This is a genomic window from Amycolatopsis sp. NPDC005003 (assembly GCF_053600695.1).
This window is the reverse complement of sequence record NZ_JBSGAI010000024.1, coordinates 74,577-96,612: the sequence shown is the minus strand read 5'-3', so window position 1 is coordinate 96,612 and position 22,036 is coordinate 74,577. Positions and strand designations below refer to the sequence as shown.

Annotated in this window: 17 protein-coding genes and 3 tRNA genes; 10 read left to right on the top strand and 10 right to left on the bottom strand. The window is 70.9% G+C overall.

The features are described from left to right. Positions 1 to 2 precede the first annotated feature (2 nt). The 6 genes from ACWED2_RS26550 to ACWED2_RS26525 all read right to left on the bottom strand — a co-directional run bounded on the left by ACWED2_RS26550 (position 3) and on the right by ACWED2_RS26525 (position 8,189). Positions 3 to 1,268, bottom strand: a complete 1,266-nt coding sequence (locus ACWED2_RS26550) for an alpha/beta hydrolase family protein (RefSeq protein WP_449693254.1) — start codon at positions 1,266 to 1,268, stop codon at positions 3 to 5. Between the two features lie 47 nt (positions 1,269 to 1,315). Next, complete coding sequence (locus ACWED2_RS26545) at positions 1,316 to 1,882, bottom strand: ArsR/SmtB family transcription factor (RefSeq protein WP_449693195.1); 567 nt, start codon at positions 1,880 to 1,882, stop codon at positions 1,316 to 1,318. A gap of 93 nt (positions 1,883 to 1,975) precedes the next feature. Beyond that, positions 1,976 to 2,503: a hypothetical protein gene (locus ACWED2_RS26540; protein ID WP_449693194.1), complete on the bottom strand. Its 528-nt coding sequence runs from the start codon at positions 2,501 to 2,503 to the stop codon at positions 1,976 to 1,978. A gap of 88 nt (positions 2,504 to 2,591) precedes the next feature. Then, entirely contained in the window at positions 2,592 to 5,123 is a 2,532-nt protein-coding gene (otsB, locus tag ACWED2_RS26535; RefSeq protein WP_449693193.1) for a trehalose-phosphatase, read from the bottom strand. Positions 5,124 to 5,158: 35 nt separating this feature from the next. Continuing rightward, complete coding sequence (locus ACWED2_RS26530; protein WP_449693192.1) at positions 5,159 to 6,601, bottom strand: alpha,alpha-trehalose-phosphate synthase (UDP-forming); 1,443 nt, start codon at positions 6,599 to 6,601, stop codon at positions 5,159 to 5,161. Between the two features lie 82 nt (positions 6,602 to 6,683). After that, the gene (locus ACWED2_RS26525; protein WP_449693191.1) at positions 6,684 to 8,189 is read right to left on the bottom strand and encodes a threonine/serine ThrE exporter family protein; all 1,506 of its coding nucleotides are present in this window, start codon (positions 8,187 to 8,189) and stop codon (positions 6,684 to 6,686) included. Positions 8,190 to 8,369: 180 nt separating this feature from the next. Here ACWED2_RS26525 and ACWED2_RS26520 point away from each other — a divergent pair. The 6 genes from ACWED2_RS26520 (at position 8,370) to ACWED2_RS26495 (ending at position 11,747) form a co-directional block, all read left to right on the top strand. Then, a tRNA-Thr gene (locus ACWED2_RS26520) sits at positions 8,370 to 8,442 on the top strand. Positions 8,443 to 8,740: 298 nt separating this feature from the next. Continuing rightward, positions 8,741 to 8,809, top strand: a tRNA-Trp gene (locus ACWED2_RS26515). Between the two features lie 52 nt (positions 8,810 to 8,861). Next, a tRNA-Arg gene (locus tag ACWED2_RS26510) sits at positions 8,862 to 8,934 on the top strand. 246 nt (positions 8,935 to 9,180) lie between these two features. After that, positions 9,181 to 9,603, top strand: a complete 423-nt coding sequence (locus ACWED2_RS26505) for a hypothetical protein (protein WP_449693190.1) — start codon at positions 9,181 to 9,183, stop codon at positions 9,601 to 9,603. Between the two features lie 108 nt (positions 9,604 to 9,711). After that, positions 9,712 to 11,109, top strand: a complete 1,398-nt coding sequence (locus ACWED2_RS26500) for an MFS transporter (RefSeq protein ID WP_449693189.1) — start codon at positions 9,712 to 9,714, stop codon at positions 11,107 to 11,109. Between the two features lie 14 nt (positions 11,110 to 11,123). Then, positions 11,124 to 11,747 carry a TetR/AcrR family transcriptional regulator gene (locus tag ACWED2_RS26495; RefSeq protein ID WP_449693188.1) on the top strand — a complete coding sequence of 208 codons (624 nt, stop codon included), beginning with the start codon at positions 11,124 to 11,126 and terminating at the stop codon, positions 11,745 to 11,747. A gap of 6 nt (positions 11,748 to 11,753) precedes the next feature. Here ACWED2_RS26495 and ACWED2_RS26490 read toward each other — a convergent pair whose 3' ends face one another. Together ACWED2_RS26490 and ACWED2_RS26485 are read right to left on the bottom strand one after the other, a co-directional pair. Beyond that, complete coding sequence (locus ACWED2_RS26490) at positions 11,754 to 11,918, bottom strand: hypothetical protein (protein WP_449693187.1); 165 nt, start codon at positions 11,916 to 11,918, stop codon at positions 11,754 to 11,756. Positions 11,919 to 12,239: 321 nt separating this feature from the next. Beyond that, on the bottom strand, positions 12,240 to 14,438 hold the full coding sequence (locus ACWED2_RS26485) for an NB-ARC domain-containing protein (RefSeq protein WP_449693186.1): 2,199 nt from the start codon (positions 14,436 to 14,438) through the stop codon (positions 12,240 to 12,242). A gap of 369 nt (positions 14,439 to 14,807) precedes the next feature. On the opposite strand from ACWED2_RS26485, the gene ACWED2_RS26480 reads away from it, so the two are divergent. Together ACWED2_RS26480 and ACWED2_RS26475 are read left to right on the top strand one after the other, a co-directional pair. Next, the gene (locus ACWED2_RS26480; protein WP_449693185.1) at positions 14,808 to 15,794 is read left to right on the top strand and encodes a hypothetical protein; all 987 of its coding nucleotides are present in this window, start codon (positions 14,808 to 14,810) and stop codon (positions 15,792 to 15,794) included. A gap of 182 nt (positions 15,795 to 15,976) precedes the next feature. Continuing rightward, positions 15,977 to 16,819 (top strand): ion transporter, encoded by an 843-nt coding sequence (locus ACWED2_RS26475; RefSeq protein WP_449693184.1) that lies wholly within the window; start codon positions 15,977 to 15,979, stop codon positions 16,817 to 16,819. On the opposite strand, the gene ACWED2_RS26470 is transcribed toward ACWED2_RS26475, so the two are convergent. Then, positions 16,808 to 17,497 (bottom strand): TioE family transcriptional regulator, encoded by a 690-nt coding sequence (locus ACWED2_RS26470; RefSeq protein ID WP_449693183.1) that lies wholly within the window; start codon positions 17,495 to 17,497, stop codon positions 16,808 to 16,810. The two genes, ACWED2_RS26475 and ACWED2_RS26470, sit on opposite strands and share 12 nt — an antisense overlap. A gap of 29 nt (positions 17,498 to 17,526) precedes the next feature. On the opposite strand from ACWED2_RS26470, the gene ACWED2_RS26465 reads away from it, so the two are divergent. Beyond that, positions 17,527 to 18,519, top strand: a complete 993-nt coding sequence (locus ACWED2_RS26465) for an erythromycin esterase family protein (protein ID WP_449693182.1) — start codon at positions 17,527 to 17,529, stop codon at positions 18,517 to 18,519. A 92-nt stretch (positions 18,520 to 18,611) separates the two neighbouring features. Continuing rightward, complete coding sequence (locus ACWED2_RS26460) at positions 18,612 to 19,541, top strand: hypothetical protein (RefSeq protein WP_449693181.1); 930 nt, start codon at positions 18,612 to 18,614, stop codon at positions 19,539 to 19,541. A 48-nt stretch (positions 19,542 to 19,589) separates the two neighbouring features. Here ACWED2_RS26460 and ACWED2_RS26455 read toward each other — a convergent pair whose 3' ends face one another. Continuing rightward, positions 19,590 to 21,914, bottom strand: a complete 2,325-nt coding sequence (locus tag ACWED2_RS26455; protein WP_449693180.1) for a chitobiase/beta-hexosaminidase C-terminal domain-containing protein — start codon at positions 21,912 to 21,914, stop codon at positions 19,590 to 19,592. Positions 21,915 to 22,036 lie beyond the last annotated feature (122 nt).

Sequence of the window (22,036 nt, the reverse complement as noted above, 5' to 3'; positions counted from 1 at the left end):
ACTCAGAAGCCCAGCAGTCCCCAATAGACCGCCCACGGGACGAACACCACGCCGCCGGCCAGCAGCAGGCCGAGCCGGAAGCCGCGGTGGCGCCACCACGCCACCGCCGTGCCGATGGTCGCGGCCACCGCGCCCAGCGAAAGCAGCTGCAGCGCCGGCCACGGCAGCGGACGGCCGGCGACCACCGGGCCCAGCCCCTTGCCCATCGTCAGCTGGATCACGACGTCGACGACCAGGAACCCGAGCACGGCGAGCAACCCGGTGGCCGACAGCCAGCGGGCCGGCCGCGCGATCCGGCGGACCAGTCCCGAGCCGAACGCCACCAGCAGGAACACCAGTACCGCGAGCTGCAGCCAAGTCGACTCGTACCAGGCGAGCGGTGTCACAGCGTTGCTCGGCCGGTCCTGCGCCGGCGGGGCGTCGGCCGTCGACGCGGTGGGCGGGTTGTTCACCCAGCTGCCCACCAGCTCGAGGTAGCCGGGCGCGTACCCGGGCAGCTTGTCGAAGCCGTCGGTGGTCCGCCGCAGCTGGTGCTGCGCGTCGGGAAAGACCCGCAACGTGTGGTGCGCCACCGATTCCCGGAAGATCCGGAGCGCTTCACCCGGCGGGGTCAGGACGTCCTTCGCGCCCCACACCCCGAGCACCGGCTGGCGCAGGCTCTTCAGCACCGGCACCGGGTCGTAGTGCGCCTCGGGGAACACGCCGCCGCCGGCGAGCTGGCGCAGCATCGTCGAGGACGCCATCCGCACGAGCGAACCCGTCATTCCCAGCCGCCGCAACTGGTTCTCGACCGCCCACGACTGCTGCCGCGACGGCTCGACCCCGTTCGCGCCCAGCGTCACGACGAACGCGACGTCCGAAGAACGCGAAGCCGCCAACGGCGCCACCCAGCCGCCTTCGCTCAGCCCCCAGACACCGACCCGCGCCGGATCGACGCCGGGTCGCTTGCGCAACGTCTCGACGGCGGCGAGCGCGTCGTCCGCCAGCGTCGAGTACGACCGTTCGAACTGCGAATAGCCGTCGGTGCGCTTGTCGTAGACGAGTGTGGCGATGCCTTGCCGCGCAAAGGCTTCCGCCTGGTCGCGGTAATCGTCGCGGCTGTGCGCCCCCGAGCCGTGGACCATCACCAGGCCTGGCAGTTTCGTGCCGCCGGGCGGCGCGACGACGGTACCGTGCAAGGTCACCCCGCCGTTGGCGAACGTGACGTCGCCGTTGGTCACGTCCGCGGCCGACGCCGGTGGCGCCGTCGCCGTGACCGCCAGGATCACCCCGGCCAGTAGCACCGCTTTTCGCATGGAAATCCCCCTGTGTCATGTCATTCCCCTGGATCCGGGAGCGCGAGCCAGCGCACGAGCACGCGCCGCGCTTCCGGTGACCGGTCGTCCTCGCTTCGCCAGTACCGGCGGAACAGCTCCATGTAGTCGTCCCAAAACTGCTTGAGCTCCTCCGTGGTGAGCCACGTGCCGCCGCGCGCGTAGAGCAGCGCGTCCGGCCAGTCGCCGGGCAGCTCGTCGCGCTTTTCCGCGAACCGGTTGAGCTTTTCGAGGTCGTCCTCGAACCCCTGCCGCTGCATGTCGTCGAACAGCACCCGGGATTCGGCGCTCTGCTCGCTGCGGCGCGGCCAGCGGATGTCCCGCGGCCGCGTCCGCCACCACCGTTCCTTGCCCCGCGCGAGCTCCGGGACGTCTTCGACGAACCCGAACCGGGCCAGCTCCCGCAGGTGGTAGCTGGTCGCGCCGGTGTTTTCGCCAAGGGCCTTGGCGAGCTTCGTGGCCGTCGCCGGGCCGGCCGACAACACGCCGAGGATCCGGCGGCGCAGCGGGTGCGTGACGGCCTTGAGGGCGTCCGGGTCGAGCTGTTCCGGTGGTGGAGCGCTGGTCATGAGCCCACTGTAGCCGTGCAAAGGAATCTGTGCAAAGAAATCTTTGCAAGTTTGGGCAGCCGGGTGCCCGGCCGTGAACCGTCCGAAGAGGACCTACCAGATCGGGTGGTCGCTGTACTTCCTGAGCGTCTGCACGGACGGCCGCACGTAGCTCATCCCGGCCACGAACCCCATGGTGGCGAAGGCGAGCGTCGAGAACGTGGTCAGCAGATCAGGCGCCTGCAGCTCCGCCGTGTCGCGCCACACCCGGAACACGATCGGCACCGCGAACGAGCCGGCGATCAGCACCAGCGTCAGGACGTACGTGAACAGCAGCGCGCTGCGGGTCGCTCCGGCGCTGGCCACCACGAGGTAGTCGCCGCGGAGGCAACGGCGGCACGTCAGCACCAGCACCGCGACCGCCAGCACGCCCAGCGGCGGCAGCACCGCGGCGGCCTTGCCGAGCAGCGTGTCCGGGAAACTGTGGCCGTGCACGATGCCCTGCAGGTACGTCGTCAGCCCGAACAGCAGCACCATCCCGGCGATCATCGAGCAGCCGACGACCACCGACCCCCAGCGCACCCGGTCGGCGAAGCGGGGCGGCAGCGGCACGAACTCGACCTGTCCGAACGTCCCCTGCACCGGTCTCACCTCCAGCACGCACTGAAGGCCACCATAAGGGCACTGGGTGCCGTCATGGTGGCCTTCAGGGGCTTTCGGACCGAAAGGGCTAACTCGTCGCCAGCAAGTTGGCGCACCGGATGAGCCCGATGTGGGAATAGGCCTGAGGGTGGTTGCCCAGCGACCGTTCCGCGATCGGGTCGTACTGCTCCGGCAGCAGGCCGGTCGGGCCCGCCGCCGCGACGATCTGGTCGAACAGCTCCTGCGCCTCGGTGCGCCGCCCGGTGAGCAGGTACGCCTCGATCAGCCACGCCGCGCAGATGTGGAAGCCGCCCTCGCCGCCCGGCAGGCCGTCGTCGCGGCGGTAACGGTACACAGTGGACCCACTGCGCAGCTCCGCCTCGATCGCGGTCACCGTCTGCTGGAAGCGCTCGTCGGCCGGGTCGATCAGCCCGGTGAGCCCGACGAACAGCGAGGCCGCGTCGAGGTCCGTGCCGTCGTAGGCCGTGGTGAAGGCCTGGACCTCGTCGTTCCAGCCGTGCGTGAGGACGTCGGTCTTGATCTCCTCGCGCAGGCCGTGCCAGTTGCCCGGGATCTCCCGGCCGTACTGCTCGCCCAGCTTGATCGCGCGGTCGATGGTCACCCAGCACATGACGCGGGAGTAGACCCGGTGGCGCGGCACGTGCCGCTCCTCCCAGATCCCGTGGTCGGGCTCGTTCCAGCGCCGCGTCACGGCTTCCGCCATCGCGCGGACCATCTGCCAGTCCTCGTCGCGCAGCTCGTGGCGCGCCGTCGCGAGCGTCTGCACGAGCTCGACGACCGGGCCGAAGACGTCCAGCTGCACCTGGTGGTTCGCCAGGTTGCCGACGCGGACCGGGCGCGAACCGGCGTAACCGGGCAGCGACTCGATGACCGCCTCGGCGCCGATGACACTGCCGGCGAGGGTGTACAGCGGGTGCAGCCGCTCCGGGCCGGCCAGCGTGGCGAGCACGCCGTGCAGCCAGCGCAGGTAGCCCTCGGCCTCCTCGATCGAGCCCAGGTGCACGAGCTCCCGCACGGTCATCGCGGCGTCGCGGATCCAGCAGTAGCGGTAGTCCCAGTTGCGGACGCCGCCGATCTCCTCCGGCAGCGACGACGTCGCCGCCGCCAGCACGCCGCCGGTGTCGGTGTTGACCAGGCCGCGCAGTGTCAGCGCCGAGCGCAGCACCAGGTCGGTCTGCACCTTGGGCAGCTGCAGCTTCGACGTCCACTCGCTCCAGTAGCGGCCCGCGCGGTCGCGGCGTTCCACTTCGGACAGTTCGTGCGGGCCGAGGTCGGTGGTGCCGCAGCGCAGCTCGAGCACCACCGGCTGGGTCGGCGTCGGCTGCACCAGCGCGGACGCGGTGTCGTGCAGGCCGTCGGAGGTGATGGTCCACTCGACGCCCGGGGAGTAGAGCACGAACGGCTCCGACGTGCCGAGCACCCGCACGCCGCCCTCGGTGACCTCCAGCTTCACCGGCACGCCACCGAACTCGGGCCGCGGCGCGAACTTGACGCTCGCCACCGCCTCGCCCGAGATCACCCGCACGAGGTCCGTCCGGTGCGGCGCGCTCTCCGGCTCGAGGTAGTCGGTGACGAGCAGGCGCGACCAGCGCGTCTCGACCGTCATCGTGTTCGGCAGGTAGCGCTGGCCGAGCGGGAGGCCGTTGCGGTGCGGCTTGATGGAGAAGTGGCCGGCCCCTTCGCCGCCGAGCAGGTCGGCGAACACGGCGGGCGCGTCCGGCCCGGGGTGGCACAGCCAGGTCAGCTTGGCGTCCGGCGTCACCAGCGCGACCGAGCGCTCGTTGGCCAGCAGCGACAGCCGCTCGATCGGCGGGGCCGACTCGCCGTACAGCCAGTTGCGGCGCTCCTCGAGGAGGAAGCCGAGCACCAGCGCGACGTCGACGGTGTCGGGCACGCGGAACGCGGCGAGCGTCTCGCCGTCACCGACCTTGATGCCCAGGTCGGGGCCGGACAGCCGGGCGAAGGCCTTCTCGTCGGTGACGTCGTCGCCGAGGAAGATCGCCGCCGTGGCGCCCACCTGGTGGCGCAGGATGTCCAGTGCGCGGCCTTTGTCCGTTTGGACGACCGCCAGCTCGACCACCTCCTTGCCGTCGGTGGTCGAGACGCCTTCCCACGTGGACGGTCCGGAGTGGACGGCCGCGAGCACGCGGCGGCCGGCCTCGTGCTCGGCCCGGCGCACGTGCACCGCGATGCTCGCCGGCTTGACCTCGAGCGACACGCCCGGGACGTCCAGCACGAGTTGTTCGAGCTCGGACTCCAGCCGCCGGTGCAGCCCCCGCGCCTTCTCGTCGAGGGCGTGGATGAAGCCGATGTCGAACTCCGAGCCGTGGCTGCCGACGAGGTTCACCTCGGCCGGCAGCCGCGACAGCGTGGCCAGGTCACGAAGCGCCCGGCCGGAGATGACCGCCGTGGTGGTCTCGTGCAGACCGGCGAGCGATCTGAGGGCCCCGACGGACTCGGGCAACGGGCGTGCCTCGTCCGGGTTGAGCGTGATGGGTGCCAGCGTGCCGTCGTAGTCGCAGGCGACCAGCAGACGCGGAGTACGGGCGATCTGCACGATCGCGCGCCGTAGCTCGGCGGGCAGGGCCTCGGCAGTCAACACTCCTCCTCAGGAGCTCGTGCGGGTTGTTCGGGTCAATCGACCGCTTCGGCACCCAGAGCCTGTAGGAAGGAGCGCGCCCAACGATCGACATCGTGCGTGAGGACCTGGCGACGCATGGCGCGCATCCGGCGACGGCCCTCAGCCGGGTCGAGCGTAATGGCAGCCACCAGAGCGTCCTTCACCCCGTCCAGGTCGTGGGGGTTCACGAGGAATGCGCTAGAGAGCTCCGCGGCCGCACCCGCGAACTCGGAAAGCACCAGCGCTCCGCCCAGATCGTGCCGCGCGGCGACGTACTCCTTGCACACCAGGTTCATGCCGTCGCGCAGCGGGGTCACCACCATGACATCGGCAGCGGAGAAGAAGCCGGCCAGTTCGGTGCGGTTCACGGACTGGTGCAAATAGTGCACGACCGGGTGGCCCACCCGGGCGAACTCCCCGTTGATCCGCCCGACCATCTGCTCGATCTCGCCGCGCATCCGCTGGTAGTGCTCGACGCGCTCGCGGCTCGGGGTGGCGAGCTGGACGAACGTGACGTCGTCGGGCTGCAGCCTGCCTTCGTGCAGCAGCTCGTGCAGCGCCTGCAGCCGCAGGTCGATGCCCTTGGTGTAGTCGAGCCGGTCGACACCGAGCAGGACGGTCTTGGGGTTGCCCAGGTCGCGGCGCAGCTGGGCGGCCCGCTCCTGGACGCCCTTGGTGCGGGCGAGGCTGTCGAGGCCCGCGGCGTCGATGGAGATGGGGAAGGCGCCGACCCGCACGGTCCGGTCGCCGACCTGCATGGTGCCCGGCCGCGACCGGACGCCGACCGCGCCGCGCGTCGACTCGAGGCCGATCAGCTGGCGGCACAGCCAGAGGAAGTTCTGCGCCCCGCCGGGGCGGTGGAAGCCGACCAGGTCGGCGCCGGTCAGGCCGCGGATGATCGCGGCGCGCCACGGCATCTGCATGAACAGCTCGACCGGCGGGAACGGGATGTGCAGGAAGAAGCCGATGCGCAGGTCCGGTCTGAGCTCGCGCAGCATGGCCGGCACCAGCTGCAGCTGGTAGTCCTGGATCCACACCGTCGCGCCCTGGGCGGCGACCTCGGCGCTGGCCTGCGCGAACCGGCGGTTCACCTTGACGTAGCTGTTCCACCACGCGCGGTCGAACACCGGGCGCTCGACGACGTCGTGGTAGAGCGGCCAGAGCGTCGCGTTGGAGAAACCTTCGTAGTAGTCGCGGACTTCGTCGGCGCTCAACGAAACCGGGTGCAGCACGAGCCCGTCGTCGTCGAATTCCTCGACGTCGACGTCGGGCACGCCCGGCCAGCCCACCCAGGCGCCCTTCCGCGACCGCAGGAACGGCTCCAGCGCCGACACCAGCCCGCCCGGGCTGGCCGTCCAGCGGCGCTCGCCCTCCGCCGTGCGTTCGAGGTCCACCGGTAGCCGGTTCGCCACCACGACGAAATCGGCCTGGTTCCCGTTCTCCTTCTGGTCACTCACGTCGCCTGCTCCTCGCGTCCTGGGTCGCGGCCCCAGAGTGAAACCCTATCGCGTGAGCGATGAACAGCCCGTGACGTCTGGGTTACTCCAAGCTTCGTTCGGTCGGTTCGAGCGGACCAGCCATCCGTGGTCCGGCGAACCGCCGCTCGAGCCTGCCCAGGCCGGTACGCACCGGCTGGGCGAGCCATTCCCCGAGTACCACGCCCGCTGCCAGGGCAAGCCCGATTGCGACGGCCGTCATGAGGGTGGCGATGTCGCCGCTGGGCTCGACCCCGATCTGATACAGACCACGGTAGGTCGACAGGCCGGGAAGCAGCGGAGTGATCCCGGACACGGCGACCACCAGTGGAGTAACCCCGAGCCGCCGCGCGAGCACGCCACCGCAGAACCCGACCAGCGTCGCGGCCACCGCGGAGGAGCTCACGCCGTCCGGCTGGGCCAGCATGAGCGAGCCGTAGACGGCGGCGCCGATGCCGCCCGCGGCCGCCGCGACCAGCATGGCGCGCATCTTGGAGTAGCTCGCGAGCGCGAAGCAGGCGGAGGCGCCGGCCCCGCCGAGCACGACGAGCGGCAGCTGCTGCGGCGTCGACCCGGGGATCTCGGGCAGCGGCGTGCGCGGCAGGCCGAGCATGACGGCGATCCGCAGGGCGAGCACCACCCCGGCGATCAGGCCCGCCGACATCAGCGCGGTTTCCATGGTGCGGCCGGCTGCGGTGACGTTGTAGCCGGTGATGGCGTCCTGCACGGCCGAGACGGTGGACAGCCCGGACAGCAGCACGGTGACCGCGGCCGCGACGACCAGCGTCGGCTTGTCGGTGGTCAGCACGTTGCTGCTGACGATGACCATGGCCGAGAGCGTCGCGACCAGGCCGCCGACCACCTGCTGGAAGAAGAACGGCAGCCCGTAGCGGTTCACCACCCGGCCGACCCGGTCGATGACGCCGCTGATGACGAACGCGACGAGCGCGATGTCGAACCCGCCGCCGAGCAGGATGGTGACGAACGCGGCGACCCCGCCCCAGGACAGCGTCGCGACCCAGCGCGGGTACGGGTGCGGCGCGGAGGTGATCCGCTCCAGCTCGGTCTGCGCCTGCTCGGCGCCCATGTGCCCGCGCACGATCTTCCGGACGAGCTTCTCGGTCTCGGTCAGCCGCGTGTAGTCGAGGCTGCGGCTCCGCACGACGCGCAGCGCGGTGATGGGCGTCAGGTCGGTGCCGCGGTGGCAGGTCACGGTGATCGACGTGAAGATGACGTCGACCTCGCAGTGCGGCAGCCCGAGCGCGCCCGCGATGGCGATGATCGTCGCGGTGACGTCCGACGCGCCGGCGCCGCTGGCCATCTGGACCTCGCCGATCCGCAGGCTGAGGTCGAGGACGAAGTTGACGGTGGCTTCGTCGGGCAGCTGCGGCCCCATCGCCTCGTCGGCGTCGACGGCGGGCAGCTCACCGGTGGGCGCTTCGAGGACTTGCCACGGACGGCGCTTGAGGAGGTTGGGCCGGTGCGCACGCGGCCGCTGGGCCTGTTCGGGCGGTTCGAGGAGGGGCCATCTGGTCGCCCGGCCCCCGTTGGTGCGCTCGTTGATCTTCATGATCCATCCACCTCCTCGCTCGTTCCCCGATGACCATCGACGGTCACCCGCCGACCGTTGCACGGATCATGGAGTGGCGTCCACCACGTCGCTCCATAGTGGCCTGGACCTGCTGATCTTGCCTCCCGAACTGATCATGGGAGACGGCTCGGTACACTGTGAGCGGCGTCTTGGCGCCAGGCCGCTATAGCTCAGCTGGTAGAGCATCTGTCTTGTAAACAGAAGGTCAGGGGTTCGAGCCCCCTTGGCGGCTCCGTTCGCCCCGCGGGTGCGCGGGCTGGAATCGTTTTCGGTAAATGCGTTGACCGGATGCGATTCGTGCGTGATGATGGGTGCACACGAAACAAACCCTCGGGAGTGGTCATGACGCATATGTGGACGCAAGAGGCGCGGCACGCCGCCGTAGCCGCGCGTGTGCCGATGGCCGCTCAGCTGCGGTGGCAGTACCTTTCGGGCTCTCGGACATGACTTAGTCCTCGTCGTGTCACGGGAGCCGCCCATCGGGAAACCGATTCGGGCGGCTTTCTTTTTTCGTGTGCTCGCAATTCCTTGTCGGCGTGCTTCGGAAGCGGCGCGGTCTCCAAAACCGCGACCCGGGGGTTCGACTCCTCCCGCCGGTGCCGTTTTTCCCTGCGCTCGTCTCGGCCGCAACAGTGCGGGCGACGCGGGTGCGCCCCCGTAGCTCGGTGGACAGAGCGGCGGCTTCCGGAGCCGCAGGTCGCAGGTTCGACTCCTGCCGGGGGCTCGTTCCCCGATCGTGGCCGATGCCGAAGGAGACGAGGCCCCGGGCTGTGGCCCCGGGCGAAGCCGGTGCGAGTCCGGTCGGCCACTCGTCGGGGGCCGGAACTGTCGGTGCCTCGGTCTGGCCTCCGAAGGAGACCGGACCGGGGAGGAAACCATCGCCACCACGCACACACTGGAAACACCGGAAGCCGACATCGTCTACGACGTCCACGGCCCGGCGCCCCTGGTCGCCGCCCACCCCGAGGCCGTGAGCACGTTCGTGGCCCACGAGCCGCCGCTCCTCGGGTCGGTGCCGGACGCCGCCGCGGCCGAGCGTGCCAGCCAGGCGATGCGGGAGGCCTACCAGGCCAAGGGCTTCGGCGCCGGCCTGCCCATCGAGGACGACGGCCGCCGCGGCGACCCGCTGCTGAGCGACCGTTCCCTCGGGGTGACCACCTACCGGCTCGACATCGAGGCGCTGATGGCGGCGCCGACGCGGATCGTCGTCGCGGTCGGTGAGGAGTCGCGCGAGGTCTTCGCCGGGCGTGCCGCGATCGGGACGGCCGCGCTGTGCGGGCAGGAAGCGACCGTGTTCCCGAGCCGCCACGGCGGTTTCCTCGACGGTGAGTTCGGCTACGCCGGGCAGCCGGACGCCTTCGCCAAGAAGCTGCGGAAGGTGGTCGAAGGCTGACCCGCACCTCTCCAACGCCCGCCGGACTCAATCAAACGTTTAGTTGACAGAGTCTTCCGGTTGGTTGACGATGGCTGCGTCCAAGTCGTCGCTGGGGAGAGGTACGTCGTGGGGAAACACGCGCTCAGGTGGTGGGCACTGGCGGTCGCGGTGCTCGCGGTGCTGGTGGACATGATCGACAACCAGATCGTCGCGGTGGCGCTGCCGGCCATCCGGCGGGAGCTCGGCACCGGGGAGTCCGCGCTGCAGTGGATCTCGGCCGGGTACGCGCTGGGCTTCGCGCTCACGCTGATCACCGGCGGCCGGCTGGGCGATCGCCACGGGCCGAAGAAGCTGTTCGTGGCGGGCATGCTCGTGTTCACGGCCGCCTCGCTCACCGCCGGGCTCGCCGGGCACGCCGGCGTGCTGATCGCCGCGCGCGTGGTGCAGGGCGTCGGATCCGGGCTGATGGTGCCGCAGGTGCTTTCGTTCGTCCACGCGGAGTTCGACGAGCGGGAGCGGCCGAAGGCGATGACCTGGTACGCGGCCGCGTTCCCGGTCGGCGGGCTCGCCGGGCCGCTGCTGGGCGGCGCGCTGACCGAGGCGGACCTGTTCGGCACCGGCTGGCGGGCGATCTTCCTGGTGAACCTGCCGGTGGGCGTGCTCGCGCTGGCCGGTGCCCTGGTCACCATGCCGGGCCGGCCGGGGTTCGCCCGGCGCCGCATGGACCCCGTGGGGCTGGCGCTGCTGACAGCCGCGCTGTTCGCGGTGTTCCACCCGCTGGTGCAGGGGCGCGAACTCGGCTGGCCCGCCTGGTCGATCGTGCTGCTCGCGGCCGCGGTTCCGCTCTTCGGCGGATTCGCCTGGCACCAGCGGCGCCTGTTCCGCCGCGGCGGGGAACCGCTGCTCCCGCCGGACCTGCTGCGGCAGGTCGCCGGCAGCCAGGCCGTCCTGCTCTGCGTCGGCACCGGAACCGGCGTCTTCTTCGTGCTGACCCTCCACCTGCAGCTCGGGCTCGGCTTCACGCCGTGGGAAGCGGCTTTGACGTTCGCGCCGTCGACGCTCGGCATCGTCGCGGGCAACGTCCTGGCCATGCGCCTGGCCCCGAAGTCCGGGCGGGCGGTCACCGCCGGCGGGATCGCGGTGTTGCTGGCCGGGCTGGTGCTGCTCGCGGTCCTGGTGTCGCAACTGGACTCCGCGTTGAGCGGGTGGGCCCTGCTGGCACCGGTGATCGCCGTCGGGCTCGGCATGGGCGCGGTGCTGAACTCGCTGTTCGCCGCCTCGATGGCGGGGGTCCGGCCCGAGCGGGCCGGGGCGGCGTCCGGCGTCGTGAACACCACCGTCCAGCTCGGCACGGCGACCGGGATCGCGCTGTTCGGCACGATTTTCTTCGCCCGGTCGGACAGCGGATCCGCTTCCGCGACCGCGGGCGCGCTCGTGGTCAGCGCCGGGGTTCTCGCGCTGGCCCTCGTCCTGACGGTGGCGCTGCCTCAACCGTCTGTTCGACAGAGTCAAGCGGTTGGTTGACGTATAGTCGCGGCGTGACCGCGTCGAAGCCCCGCCGTTCGCCGAAGCCCCAAGAGCGCCAACGGGATCCGGAGCGCACCCGCCGGCTGATCCTGGAGGCGGCGGGCGCGGAGTTCGCGGCGAAGGGCTACGCCGGGGCGCGGATCGCGGCGATCGCGGCGCGGGCCGGGGTGAACCAGCAGCTGATCTCGTACTACTTCGACGGCAAAGAAGGCTTGTACCGCGCGATGTCGGAGCAGTGGGCCGAGCGGCAGAGCGAGCTGATGGCCCCGGACCTGCCGCTGTCCGAACAGGTGCGGCGGATGGCCCTCGAGGCCCTCGCCGACCGCGACGGCGTCCGGTTGGTGGCGTGGTCGGGCCTGGAGTACGACGGCCCGGACACCGACCCGGACCACGAGCCCCGCGCGCAGCGCCTGGCGGGGACGGTGGCGCAGATCGGCGCGCTCAGGTCCGCGGGCCGCCTGCCGGAGTGGATCGACCCGGAGTGCCTGACGGTGCTGCTGATGGCGGCGGCGATGGCCCCGGTGACGCTGCCGCACGTGGTGGACGGGCTGACCGGCACCGACGGCGACTCGGCGGAGTTCGTCCGGCGGTACGCCGACCAGCTGGCCGGGCTGGTCGAGCACCTGGGGCCGTGACGGCCCTCAGTGCGTGACGGGTTCGGCGGTGGCGGTGGACACGGCCGGGCCGGAGCCGGGCGTGCTCTCCGGCGTGGCGGGTCCGGCGAGCGCCAGTCCGGCGACCAGCGCGAGCACGACGACGAACAGCGCCGTGCGGACGAGGGCGGAAACGGAACAGACGACCATCATGGCAGGCTCCTCGGAATTCCCCGGTGGGCGGGATCCCGCGCTCTTGCGCGAAATTCTTTCTGCCTCAATGGTGCGCGCCAGTGGTGCGGCGCGGAAGCTGTTTCCTGTTGCCTGCCAAGGAATTACCCCGGGAAACCCCGGCCGGCGCGCGGCACCGGCCGGTGCCCGGACTGCGGAATTCAATGCGTTGTCATGACGACCTCACCCCGGTTTCGGCTTCCCTGGCGTTGATCGTCACCACGGCGCCCATCGCTACCGCGATGGGCGCCGTGGCCAGTTAGTGTCCTGCTTTTGACCTGTTTGTAGGCGAGAGAGCGAGGCTCACTCCGCGAAGGCGGGCCGGTTCCGGTAGCCGGCCTCGCCGAGCACGGCCGGGTCGAGCGTGACGCGGTACGCGGCGGCCTCCGCCCACCAGCGTTCCGCCTCGGGCCGGTCCCCGCGGGCGGCCGCCGTGTTTCCCAGGCCCGTCAACGCCCGGGCCCGCTCGTACTCACTGCCCGCGTCGTCGGCCACCTCGGCCGCCCGGCGGTAACCGCGCTCGGCGTTTTCCCACCGGCCGGCGCGGAAGTGGACCCAGGCCACGCAGTTGACCGACATCGCCCGGTCGACCGGCAGCTGGGCGAGCTCGGCCGCCTCCTCGGCGGCGGCCAGCGCCTCGGGCGACCGGCCCAGTGCCACCGAAGCGAGCGCGATGCCGCGCAACGCGATCACCACGTTCCGGGTGCGGCCCGTCCGGCGGTAGACGGCCAGCACCGTCGTCAAGTCGGCCAGGGCGGGCTCGGCTTCGCCGCGGTACAGGCGGGCCCACGCCAGGCTGGACAGCGAGTCGATCGTGCCCCGGTCGTCCCTGGCCAGCGCGAACTCGGCCTGGGCCTGCTGGTGGAAGCGGACCGCGTCGTCCGGGCGGCCCGATTCGATGCAGGCCATGCCCAGGTTGTTGAGGATCATCCCGGTCGCGCTCGGGTCGCCGGCCGCTCGCGCCGCTTCGAGCGCGCGCTCGTGCGTCCGGATCCACGGCTCGAACAGCTTCTCGCGGAAGAAGAACGCGCGGAGCACGAACGCGAGCTGCCAGCACCGGTCGGGCAACCCGTGATCGGCCGCGGAATCGACGATGTCCGCGAGGGTCGGCCACTGCGCGCCCAGCCAGGCGAGGGCGCTTTCCGCGTCGGAGAAGGGCGCGCCGGCCGGCGTCGGCAGGCCGGTGGGCGGGCGGAACCGGTGCGGCTCGGCGAGTTCGTCGGCCGCGACGGTCAGTGCGAGGAGGTGTTCGACCAGCCGGCGTACGGCGACTTCGCGGTCGTCCGGGGTCAGCTGGGGCAGCGCGTGCCTCGCCGCGAAGGTGCGCATCAGGTCGTGGAGCTCGACGTACCCCCGTTCGTCGCGGACGACCAGGTGCGCGTCGTGCAGCCGGTCCACCAGCCGGTCCGTTTCGCCCGCGTCGAGCCCGGCGAGCGCTTCCACCGCGCCGGTTTCCGCGGCGGCCGCGGGGTGCAGGGCGAGCAATCCCAGCAACCGCCGCTGGTCGCCGGGCAGCGCGTCGTAGGAGACGGCGAACGCGGTCGCGACGCTCCGCTCGCCGTCCTCCAGCGCGCCGAGCCGGGTGGTCTCGTCGGCCAGGCGGTCGCGCAGCTTCGCCGCCGTCCAGCCGCCGGCGATGAACCGCGCGGCCACGATCCGCACCGCGAGCGGCAGCTGCCCGCAGTGCCGGACGATCTCGGTCGCCACCTCGTCGTCGGCGGGGGCGTGGTCGCCGGCGACCGACCGCAGCAGCCGCACGGCGTCGCCGAGCGGCAGCACCCCGACGGGAAAGTGCCAGGCGTCGTCGAGCGCGGGCAGCCGGCCCCGGCTGGTCACCAGGATCCGCGACGCCGTGTCGCCGTCGGTGATGGCCCGGATCTGCTCGGCCGACCGGACGTTGTCGAGCACGAGGATCATCCGCCGCCCGCGCAGCTGGTCGCGGACGAGGTTGGCCAGGCCGTCTTCGTCGGCGGGGAGCTGATCGGCCGAGACGTCCAGCAGCCGCAGCAGCCGGTGCAGGGCCTCGCCGGGCGAAAGCTCGGCGGCGCCGGGGGTGTGGCCACGGAGGTCGAAGAAGAGGCAGCCGTCCGGGAAGCCGTCCGCGACCTGCCGGGCGGCGGCGACGGCCAGCGCCGTCTTGCCGGCCCCCGCCATCCCGTGCACCACCCCGACCCGGGCGTCGTCCGGGCCGAGGAGCAGCGCGGAAAGCGCTTCGAGTTCGGTTTCGCGGCCGACGAAGTACCGGCCGCTGTCCGGCAGCCCGACGATGCCGCCGGCGCTGCGGCGCGCGGGAAACGCGGATTCCGTGGCCAGTGCGAGCAGTTCTCCGCCGGCACCCAGTGCCAGGTCGCAGGCCTTGGCGAGGTCCCGGTTCACCCGGGCCTTGCCGTTCTCCACCTTGCTGAGGTAGCCCTTGGTGAAATGGACGGACGCAGCGAGTCCGGTCAGTGACATGCCGACCGACATCCGTCGACGTTTCAATTCCGCTCCAAAGTCCGGCATGGCTCGATCATCCTGTAATCGGCGAACGGGGGGAAGGTGTGCCGGCGGCCCGGGCCCGCCGGCAGTACTGGTCAGCCCAGCAGGGAGACCAGCTGGCCGAGCACGATGACGAGGTGCGTGTGCATCGCGTTCCCCTTTCCGGATCGCTGTCACCGCGGTTTCTCCCGCGGCGGCTTCCTTGGTCGCCGAAGGATTCCGGCGACCTCAGCTTGGCCGCGGTGGATTACCCGGAGAAAGATGTTTCCCGTTGCCACTGCGGAGAAATCGATGACCTGCGCGTTTCCCGGATCCGGAAACACCCCGGGGAAACGGGTGGGGACTCACGGACCGAGTAGACTTCCCGGCAACCACCGAGACGGAGGTGACGGCTTGGCTCAGGAGGCAGCCGAAGCGAAGATCAACGCTCTCTCAGCGGAGCTGAAACTGCTCCGCAAGGGGCTGGGCATCCAAGCGAAGACCCTGCCTGGGCTCGTCGGCGAACAGTTGCGGGAAGTGTGCGGTGTCCACGAAGAGGACAACCCGGGAACGGTTCGCGGCAAGGTGGTCGAAACACTTCGCCGATTGATCGAAAAGCTGCCCGAATCGCACCGGGGAACGGCCCGGATCGTCCTGGGTTTCGGCACCGGCGCGCACGAGCGCTACACCCAGCGCCTCGAACTGCTGGGCACGGGAGCTGACCGGAACGTGCGCACGATGCAGCGGCGCGCCGACGACGTCATCTACCTGATCGCCGAGGCCGCGTACGGGGCACCGGCGTCGTACGGGAGTTTCTCGGTCGGCAGCGACGACAGCCCGTGGCACACGTCGGCACTGGCGGTCCGGCTGACGTTGACCGGGCCGGCCGCCGCCGAGGTCTTCGAGACGCGCCGCGTGGTCAGCCACGTCGCCGGCCTCACCGACGTCGAGCACGCGATCTCCCTGAACCGGCCCGCCAGCACCACCGGCCCGCCGGACCTCTCGGGTCTCGGCATCGACGTCGTCGCCGGCGGCGAGGTGCATTCGGTGCGGCTGGTCGGCTCGTCCCGGGTCGCCTTCAGCCTGCGGCCACCGCAGCCGCTCGACGCCGGCGACGAGCACGAGTTCTTCTTCCGCATCCGGGTCGCCGAGCTGCCGGCGCCGTTCTACTGCTGCACGCCGGAATTCCCGTGCGAGAGCTTCGACCTCAATGTCCGGTTCGACCGGCGGAAGCCACCGCGGCACGTCTGGCGCATCGACGGCGAATTCTCCAAGGACGCCCAGGAGCCGCGAGCCGCGCGCGAGGCGCTTTCCCTCGACAACGCGGGCGAGGTGCGCACCGGTTTCCGCGACCTGCGGCCCGCGCGGTCGTACGGCGTGGGCTGGCAGCCCGCTTCTTGAGCCGCCAGCCCCCGCCTCCCCGGGAGCCGGAGCGAACAGCCGTGTGCGCTCCATGCCCCTCCTCGCCGTGACCGCCACCGTCCACGATGCCCCATCGAGCGGGCGGACAACGCGACAAAAACACGACACTTCGGCACCTACTCAGAACCAGCTGATCAGCGGTATCCGTGCCATCATCGGGCATGGTCACCACCGAACCCGAGCTCAACAGCGGGGTGCTGCCCGGGAACGTGCGCGCCGACGACTGGATCATGCTCGTGCTCGCCGCCGGGTCGGTCGGGTTGCTGGGGTTCATGGTGCTCAGCCCGCCGGCGCGGGACGTCGGGCTCGTCATCTTCTACGTCGACTGCGCGATCTGCGGGGTCTTCCTGCTGGAGTTCCTGTGGCGGTGGCGGAAACGGCGCTGGGCCAGGAAGTTCCTCGTGCGCAACTGGTACGAGCTGTTCGCCATGATCCCCGTCGCGCACCCGGCCATGGCCGCGCACAAGTTCGTCAGCGTCGTGCTGCTGCTCGTGCGGATCGGCCGGGCCGCGGACCGGGCCGTCGGCGAGCAGTTCACCTACCGGCTCGTGGACAAGCTGTCCGAGCCGATCGTGAAGGCGATCAAGAAACCGGTGACGATCGCGGTGCTCGACGAGGTCGTCAAGGTGCTGGAAACCGGTAACTACCCGGAAAACCTCGCCAAGTCGCTCGGGGCGCACAAGGACGAGCTGCGGTCGATCATCGCCGAGAAGATCGCCGCGGACCCGCAGCTGGGGAAGCTCAAGCGGTTGCCGTTCCACGACGAGATCGTGCGGGCCTGCGTCGACACCTCGTTCCGCGTGCTGCTCGAAGTCCTCCTCGACCCGCGGATCGACGACTTCTTCTCCGCCGTGGTCCGCGAGAACCGCGAGCAGATCCGGCTGGCCGTGCAGCTCGGGCTCAACGAAGTCGACGACGAAACCGGAGAGCAGGTGCTGCGGGTGCGCACCCAGCGCGCGGCCGCGCACGAGTACGACCGGCTGCACCCGGGCTCACGGCCGTGACGCCAGGTACGCGCTGAGCCGGCCGGCCGCGTCGAGCATCGCCAGGCCGCGGGCGGTCAGCCTGGCCCGCCAGGTTTCGAGCGCCTCGGCCAGTGAATCCGTGCCGCCCGCGGTGCGGACCTGCTCGACCACCGTCGCGATGTGGCCGAGGGGGTGGCCCCCGCGGCGGAGCAGGTGGGCCAGCTCGGCGTCGCGGATGTCGGCCGCGCGGAAGACCCGGTGGCCGGTCGCCCGGTTCCGCGCGGGCACCAGGATGCCCGCGCGTTCCCACGCCCGCACGGTCGCCGCCGTGACGCCGAGGTGGTGCGCGAGTTCGCCGACCGACCACTCGGTCGCGGCCGGTCCGGGCGCCGGACCGGCCGTCAGGTGCCCGATCGCCCTGCGGACCGTGTTGAGGGTTTCGCGGTCCCGGAGCAACTGCTCGTGGCCGCGGTCGACGAGTGCCAGAGCTCGGTCGAGGGCGTCTTCGTGCACGGCGTGCATGATCCGGCCCGCCGTGGCGTGCCCGAAGGCCGGGACCAGCGCGAGGAACGCGCGGAGCGCGGCCGCGTGCGCTTCCGTGTAGATCCGGTAGCCGCTCGGGGTGCGCGCTGCCGGCGGCAGGAAGCCGTCCTGTTCGTAGTTGCGGACCGCCTGCGTGGAGATGCCGTGCTCGCGGGCGAGGTCAGCAGGTCTCAACCGGGTGTTCAAGGATACGATTCAACCACATGGACGTCACCGACTTCACCGCCGAACTGCTCGGGCTGGGTGAGCCCACCCACTTCGAGCCGGCCTGCGCGTGGCTGCGCAACGACCTCTTCGCCCGGCTCGCCGAACACGGCTTCCGGTCGATCGCCTTGGAGACCGACCGTGTCGCCGCGCTCGACGGCGGCTTCTCGCACAACCTGGGCGAAGTGGCCGCCAACCAGCAGCTGCTGAAGTGGCTGCGCGAGTACAACGAGACCGCCGACGAGCCGCTGACCTGCCACGGCTTCGACGCCCCGACGGAGATGTTCAGCGCCCCCAGCCCGCGCACCTACCTCGAGCATGCCCGCGACTACCTGGGCCTTGACGTCGACATCGCCGCCCTGACCGGCGACGACGAGCGGTGGAGCCGGTCCGAGGCGATCCTCGACCCGGCTCAGTCACCCGGCGCGTCACCCGAGGCCCGGGAGCTGCGGGTGCTCGCCGACGACCTGCTCGTCGCCCTCCGCGCCCGGGCACCGCGGCTGGACGCCGCTTGGCGGCGGGCAGAAGTGCACGCCACCGCCGGGCGCGGCCTGCTGCGCTACCACGCGGCGTCGGCCAAACCCGGCGACCGGGACACGAGGATCGCGCGCCTCGCGGGCATGCGGGCGGTGCTCATGGCCGAGAACCTGCTGGACATCCGGGCCATCGAGGCGCCCCGCGGCCCGACGCTGGTGTTCGTGCACAACGGCCACCTGCAACGCTCGGGGTCCGGCGCGGGCGCGATCGTCGGGGCGCTCCTCGGCGACCGGTACGCGTTCGTCGCCGGCAGCCTCGGCCACAGCGAAGCCATCGGCGTCGGGGAGCCGGCGCCGGACACCTACGAAGGCGTGCTGCAGCAGGGCACCGAAACCTGGCGGCTGGCCCCCGTCCCGGCCGGGCGCAAGCGCACCGACACCAAGCCCGAACGCGGCTACTTCGGCCTCGACGCCGAGGTGCTCGACGGCGCCGCCGCGGTGTGGCACATCGCCTGACCCCGAGTCCCGGGCCGGCCGAAAAACCCGCCGTGTCCATCGCGGATTGTGCTTAGCTTTGGTTGACACAGGATTCACATGGGGGGTTTCCGATGAGAGTTCGTCACGGGGTCACCGCACTTCTCGCCGTGGTGGCGGTGGGCGGCATACCAGCGCAGGCGGGTGCCGCCACCCCGATCGCCGAGCCGGTCGTGACGTCGGCCGAGTACCCCGACGACAACGCCTGGCACCCCGGTGCCGGCGTGCCGGGCTCGTTCACCTTCAGCGCCGGCGGCGACGTCTCGGTCGTCGGGTTCTACTGGGGCAACACCGATCCGGCCGGCACCTTCGTGGCGGCCGATCACCCCGGCGGGTCGGCGACGGTGTCCTACACGCCGCAGGCGTCCGGGCCCGACGACCTCTACGTGGCGAGCGTCGACAGCGACGGCAACCGGTCGCCGCAGCACGTCCACCACTTCTACGTGCAGTCGACGGAGCCGCTGGTCAACGGACCCCGGGAAACCGGGGTCGGGATCCCGGCCGAGTTCCGCTTCTCGCCCGGCATGGCCGATGTCGTCTCCTACACCTACCGGATCGACAATGGACCCGAGACCACCGTGGCCGCCGCGGCCGACGGAACCGCGACCGCGAACGTCGTCACGGCGACCCGGGGTTCCCACCGGCTCAACGTGTGGAGCACGACCAGCACCGGGTTGACATCCGGTCTCGCGAGCAACGGCTACTCGGCCAGTGACGCCCCGCTGGTGGCGAGCACCGACTACCCGGAATACGTGGCCAGCGGAGGCCCCGGCGTCGCCGGCGTCTTCACCCTGACCCCGCGCACGCCGGGCGTCGTCGAGTACGTCTACTACCTCTACGAGGACTGGGACAACCCGACCGTGGTCCCGGCCGGCCCCGACGGCCGGGCGAGCTTCACTTTCACCCCGGACGCCTCGGGCTTCTACCCCATCCAGGTCTACAGCCGGACCGCCGACGGCAAGCGGTCCGGCCTCGGCCGCGACTACTACATCGTCGTGAAGTGACCCCGTGGAGGACGCCTTCAGCGCATCGCCGAAGGCGTCCTCCACCGCTTACGGGTAGCTGACCACGTTCACCGGCACCGTGCCCGAAGGCGTGACGCCGCCCGTGTCGTTGATGACGTGCGTGATCGTGCCGCGGTAGTTGAGCGACACCGTCAGCAGGCTGTGGAACCGGACGCCGCTGGTGTTCGGCACCTCGAACGCGTGGTAGCTGGACACCGCCGGGTTCGTGTCGAAGAAGCAGTAGCTCCCGAGACCCCAGGCCTCGTGGGAGGTCACGTTCGCTCCGACCTTGTACGCGGCATACCCGGCGACCCCCGACGGCGCGTTCCACGACGCCTGGTTCGGCACGTCGTAGGGCATCTCGTTCTGGAAGAAGATCGTCCGGCCGCCCTGGCCGTTCCAGATCACCTGGTACTTCTGGTAGTGCTCGACGAACAGGCCGGTGGCCAGCACGTTCGCGCCGTTCACCACGAGCCCGGTGTCGGCCGTGTTGGTGTTCCAGCCGAACGTGCCCGCGTTGCCGTGGTCGGCCCGCCACGCCCAGATGTGGTCGATGATCGTGTTGGCGCTGTTGACGATCAGGCTGTTCGTCGCCTTGCCGGCGATCGCGCCACCGATCCGGAAGAACACGTCCTGGACCGTCGTCGGGTTCGAAGCGTGCGACGCCGACGAGCCGGACTGGCCGACCGTGAGCAGCGCCTGCGAGTTCGTCGTGCCGGCGTCGAAGAGCAGGCCCTTGAGCCGGACGCCGTCCACATCGGACACCTGCATCGCGTTGACGCCGTTGTCGGGCACCAGGGTCGGGTAGCCGATGCCGAGGATCGTCGTGTTCGCCCTGGTCACGTTGAGCGTCTGGTCGAGGTGGTAGACGCCCGGCGTGAAGAACAGGTTGCAGCCCGCGGAAAGGGCGTTGTTGATCGACGCGGCCGTGTCGCCGGACTTGACGACGTAGAACTGGCTCATCGGCGCCGACGTGCCCGGGGTGCTGCCGTTCGCCCAGCTCGGGCCGGAAGCGTTGGTGCGCAGCGAAGGCAGGAACACGCGGTACTTGCCGGTGCCGTCGACGTAGAGGTAGGGCACGTCACGGGAGACCGGCGTGGTCGCCAGCGTGGTCTCCGGCGGGTTCGGGAACGTGGTCGCCGGCGCACCGCTCGTGCCGGAGAAGACCATGTTCCAGACGCCGCCGTTCCAGCTGCCGAGCGCGGAGTCGCGGGTGTACCACTGCTGCTGCGACACCGACGCGGCCTGGCCGGCCACCTTCGTGTCGGCGATGTAGCCACCGCTGGCGAAGCCGTAGCTCGCCGGGTACAGCTGCAGCCCGCCGCGGACGTCCATCCGGCGGAAGGGCGCGGCCTGCGCGACCGCCCAGCGTTCGTTGCCGCCGGACGGGTTGACCGCCATGTTCTCCGCCGAGCGCCAGAAGTTCTGCAGCGCGACGCCGTTGTCGGAGGCGTTGAAGGCGTCGACCGTGACGTCGCCGTTGATCAGCACGTCACCGGGGTTCTGGCCGAGGCCGGCCACCGAAGTGTAGAAGCCGACGTTGTCGTGGACGCCCGAGTACGTGCCCGGCTTGAACAGGTGGGCCACGCGCCGGTCCGCCATCTGCGCGGTGAGCGTGTCCTTCTGGTTGTTGAAGTCCGTGTCCAGCTGCGCCTGGATCGTCGCCGCGGACATGCCAGGATCGAAGATCCGCACGTTGGGCCCGAAGTTCGGGGTGTCGGACTGCGTCGGGCAGCCGGCCTGGGTGCCGATCGTGTAGGTCGCGCTCGACACCGCCGACGTCGTCGAGCCGGACTTGAGCGCGATCGCGTTGACCGTGCGGGAGTTCGGGACGCTGATCGGTCCGCTGTAGAGCGTCGAGGACGCGGTGGGCGTCGAGCCGTCCACGGTGTACCGGATGGTCGCGCCCGCGGTGGCGCTGCTGATGGTCACAGTCTGGGCGGCCGAGTAGGTGCCGCCGGGTGGGCTGAACGTCGGCGCGGCCACCGTCGTCGTGCCGCCGCCGACGGTGTAGCTGAAGTGCGGGGTGTCGTACTGCGGCCCGCCCTTCTCGTAGGTGAACCAGTAGTCGAGGACGTTTCCGCTGCTCAGGCCGTTGACGGTGGTCCGCCAGGTGCCGGAGCCGTTGGTCATCCGGACGTTCTGCTGGCCGAGGCCGGGCACGCCGGTGTAGTGGACGTCCACGTACAGCGCCGGGGTCGTCGGGGTGAAGCTGATCTGCACCTGACTGGCGCTGGGCTGGCTGACGCTCTGGGTGTAGTCGTCCGCGGCCAGCGCGGCCGGGGCGCTCAGCCCGGCTGCCACCAGCACTGCCGAGGCGACGAGCGCGAGCGCCGGGCCGCGTCGTCGAAGCTTGTCCAAGGTCCGGTTCACGCCGTGACACCTCCGCCGTTGGGGATCCACGAGGTATTTGTTGCCAGTCGCAACAAAGTAGCTCCCAGTCAGCGGTGCTTCGATCACTTTTGCATAACACTTGTCTGGACCAATGTGCAAAT

What these genes read in the sequence shown, in the direction of transcription:
- ACWED2_RS26545 (WP_449693195.1), bottom strand. Translation starts at nt 1,882, where the DNA reads ATGACCAGCGCTCCACCACCGGAACAGCTCGACCCGGACGCCCTCAAG.
- ACWED2_RS26460 (WP_449693181.1), top strand. Translation starts at nt 18,612, where the DNA reads ATGAGAGTTCGTCACGGGGTCACCGCACTTCTCGCCGTGGTGGCGGTG.
- ACWED2_RS26490 (WP_449693187.1), bottom strand. Translation starts at nt 11,918, where the DNA reads ATGATGGTCGTCTGTTCCGTTTCCGCCCTCGTCCGCACGGCGCTGTTC.
- ACWED2_RS26475 (WP_449693184.1), top strand. Translation starts at nt 15,977, where the DNA reads ATGGTCACCACCGAACCCGAGCTCAACAGCGGGGTGCTGCCCGGGAAC.
- ACWED2_RS26525 (WP_449693191.1), bottom strand. Translation starts at nt 8,189, where the DNA reads ATGAAGATCAACGAGCGCACCAACGGGGGCCGGGCGACCAGATGGCCC.
- ACWED2_RS26465 (WP_449693182.1), top strand. Translation starts at nt 17,527, where the DNA reads ATGGACGTCACCGACTTCACCGCCGAACTGCTCGGGCTGGGTGAGCCC.
- ACWED2_RS26485 (WP_449693186.1), bottom strand. Translation starts at nt 14,438, where the DNA reads ATGCCGGACTTTGGAGCGGAATTGAAACGTCGACGGATGTCGGTCGGC.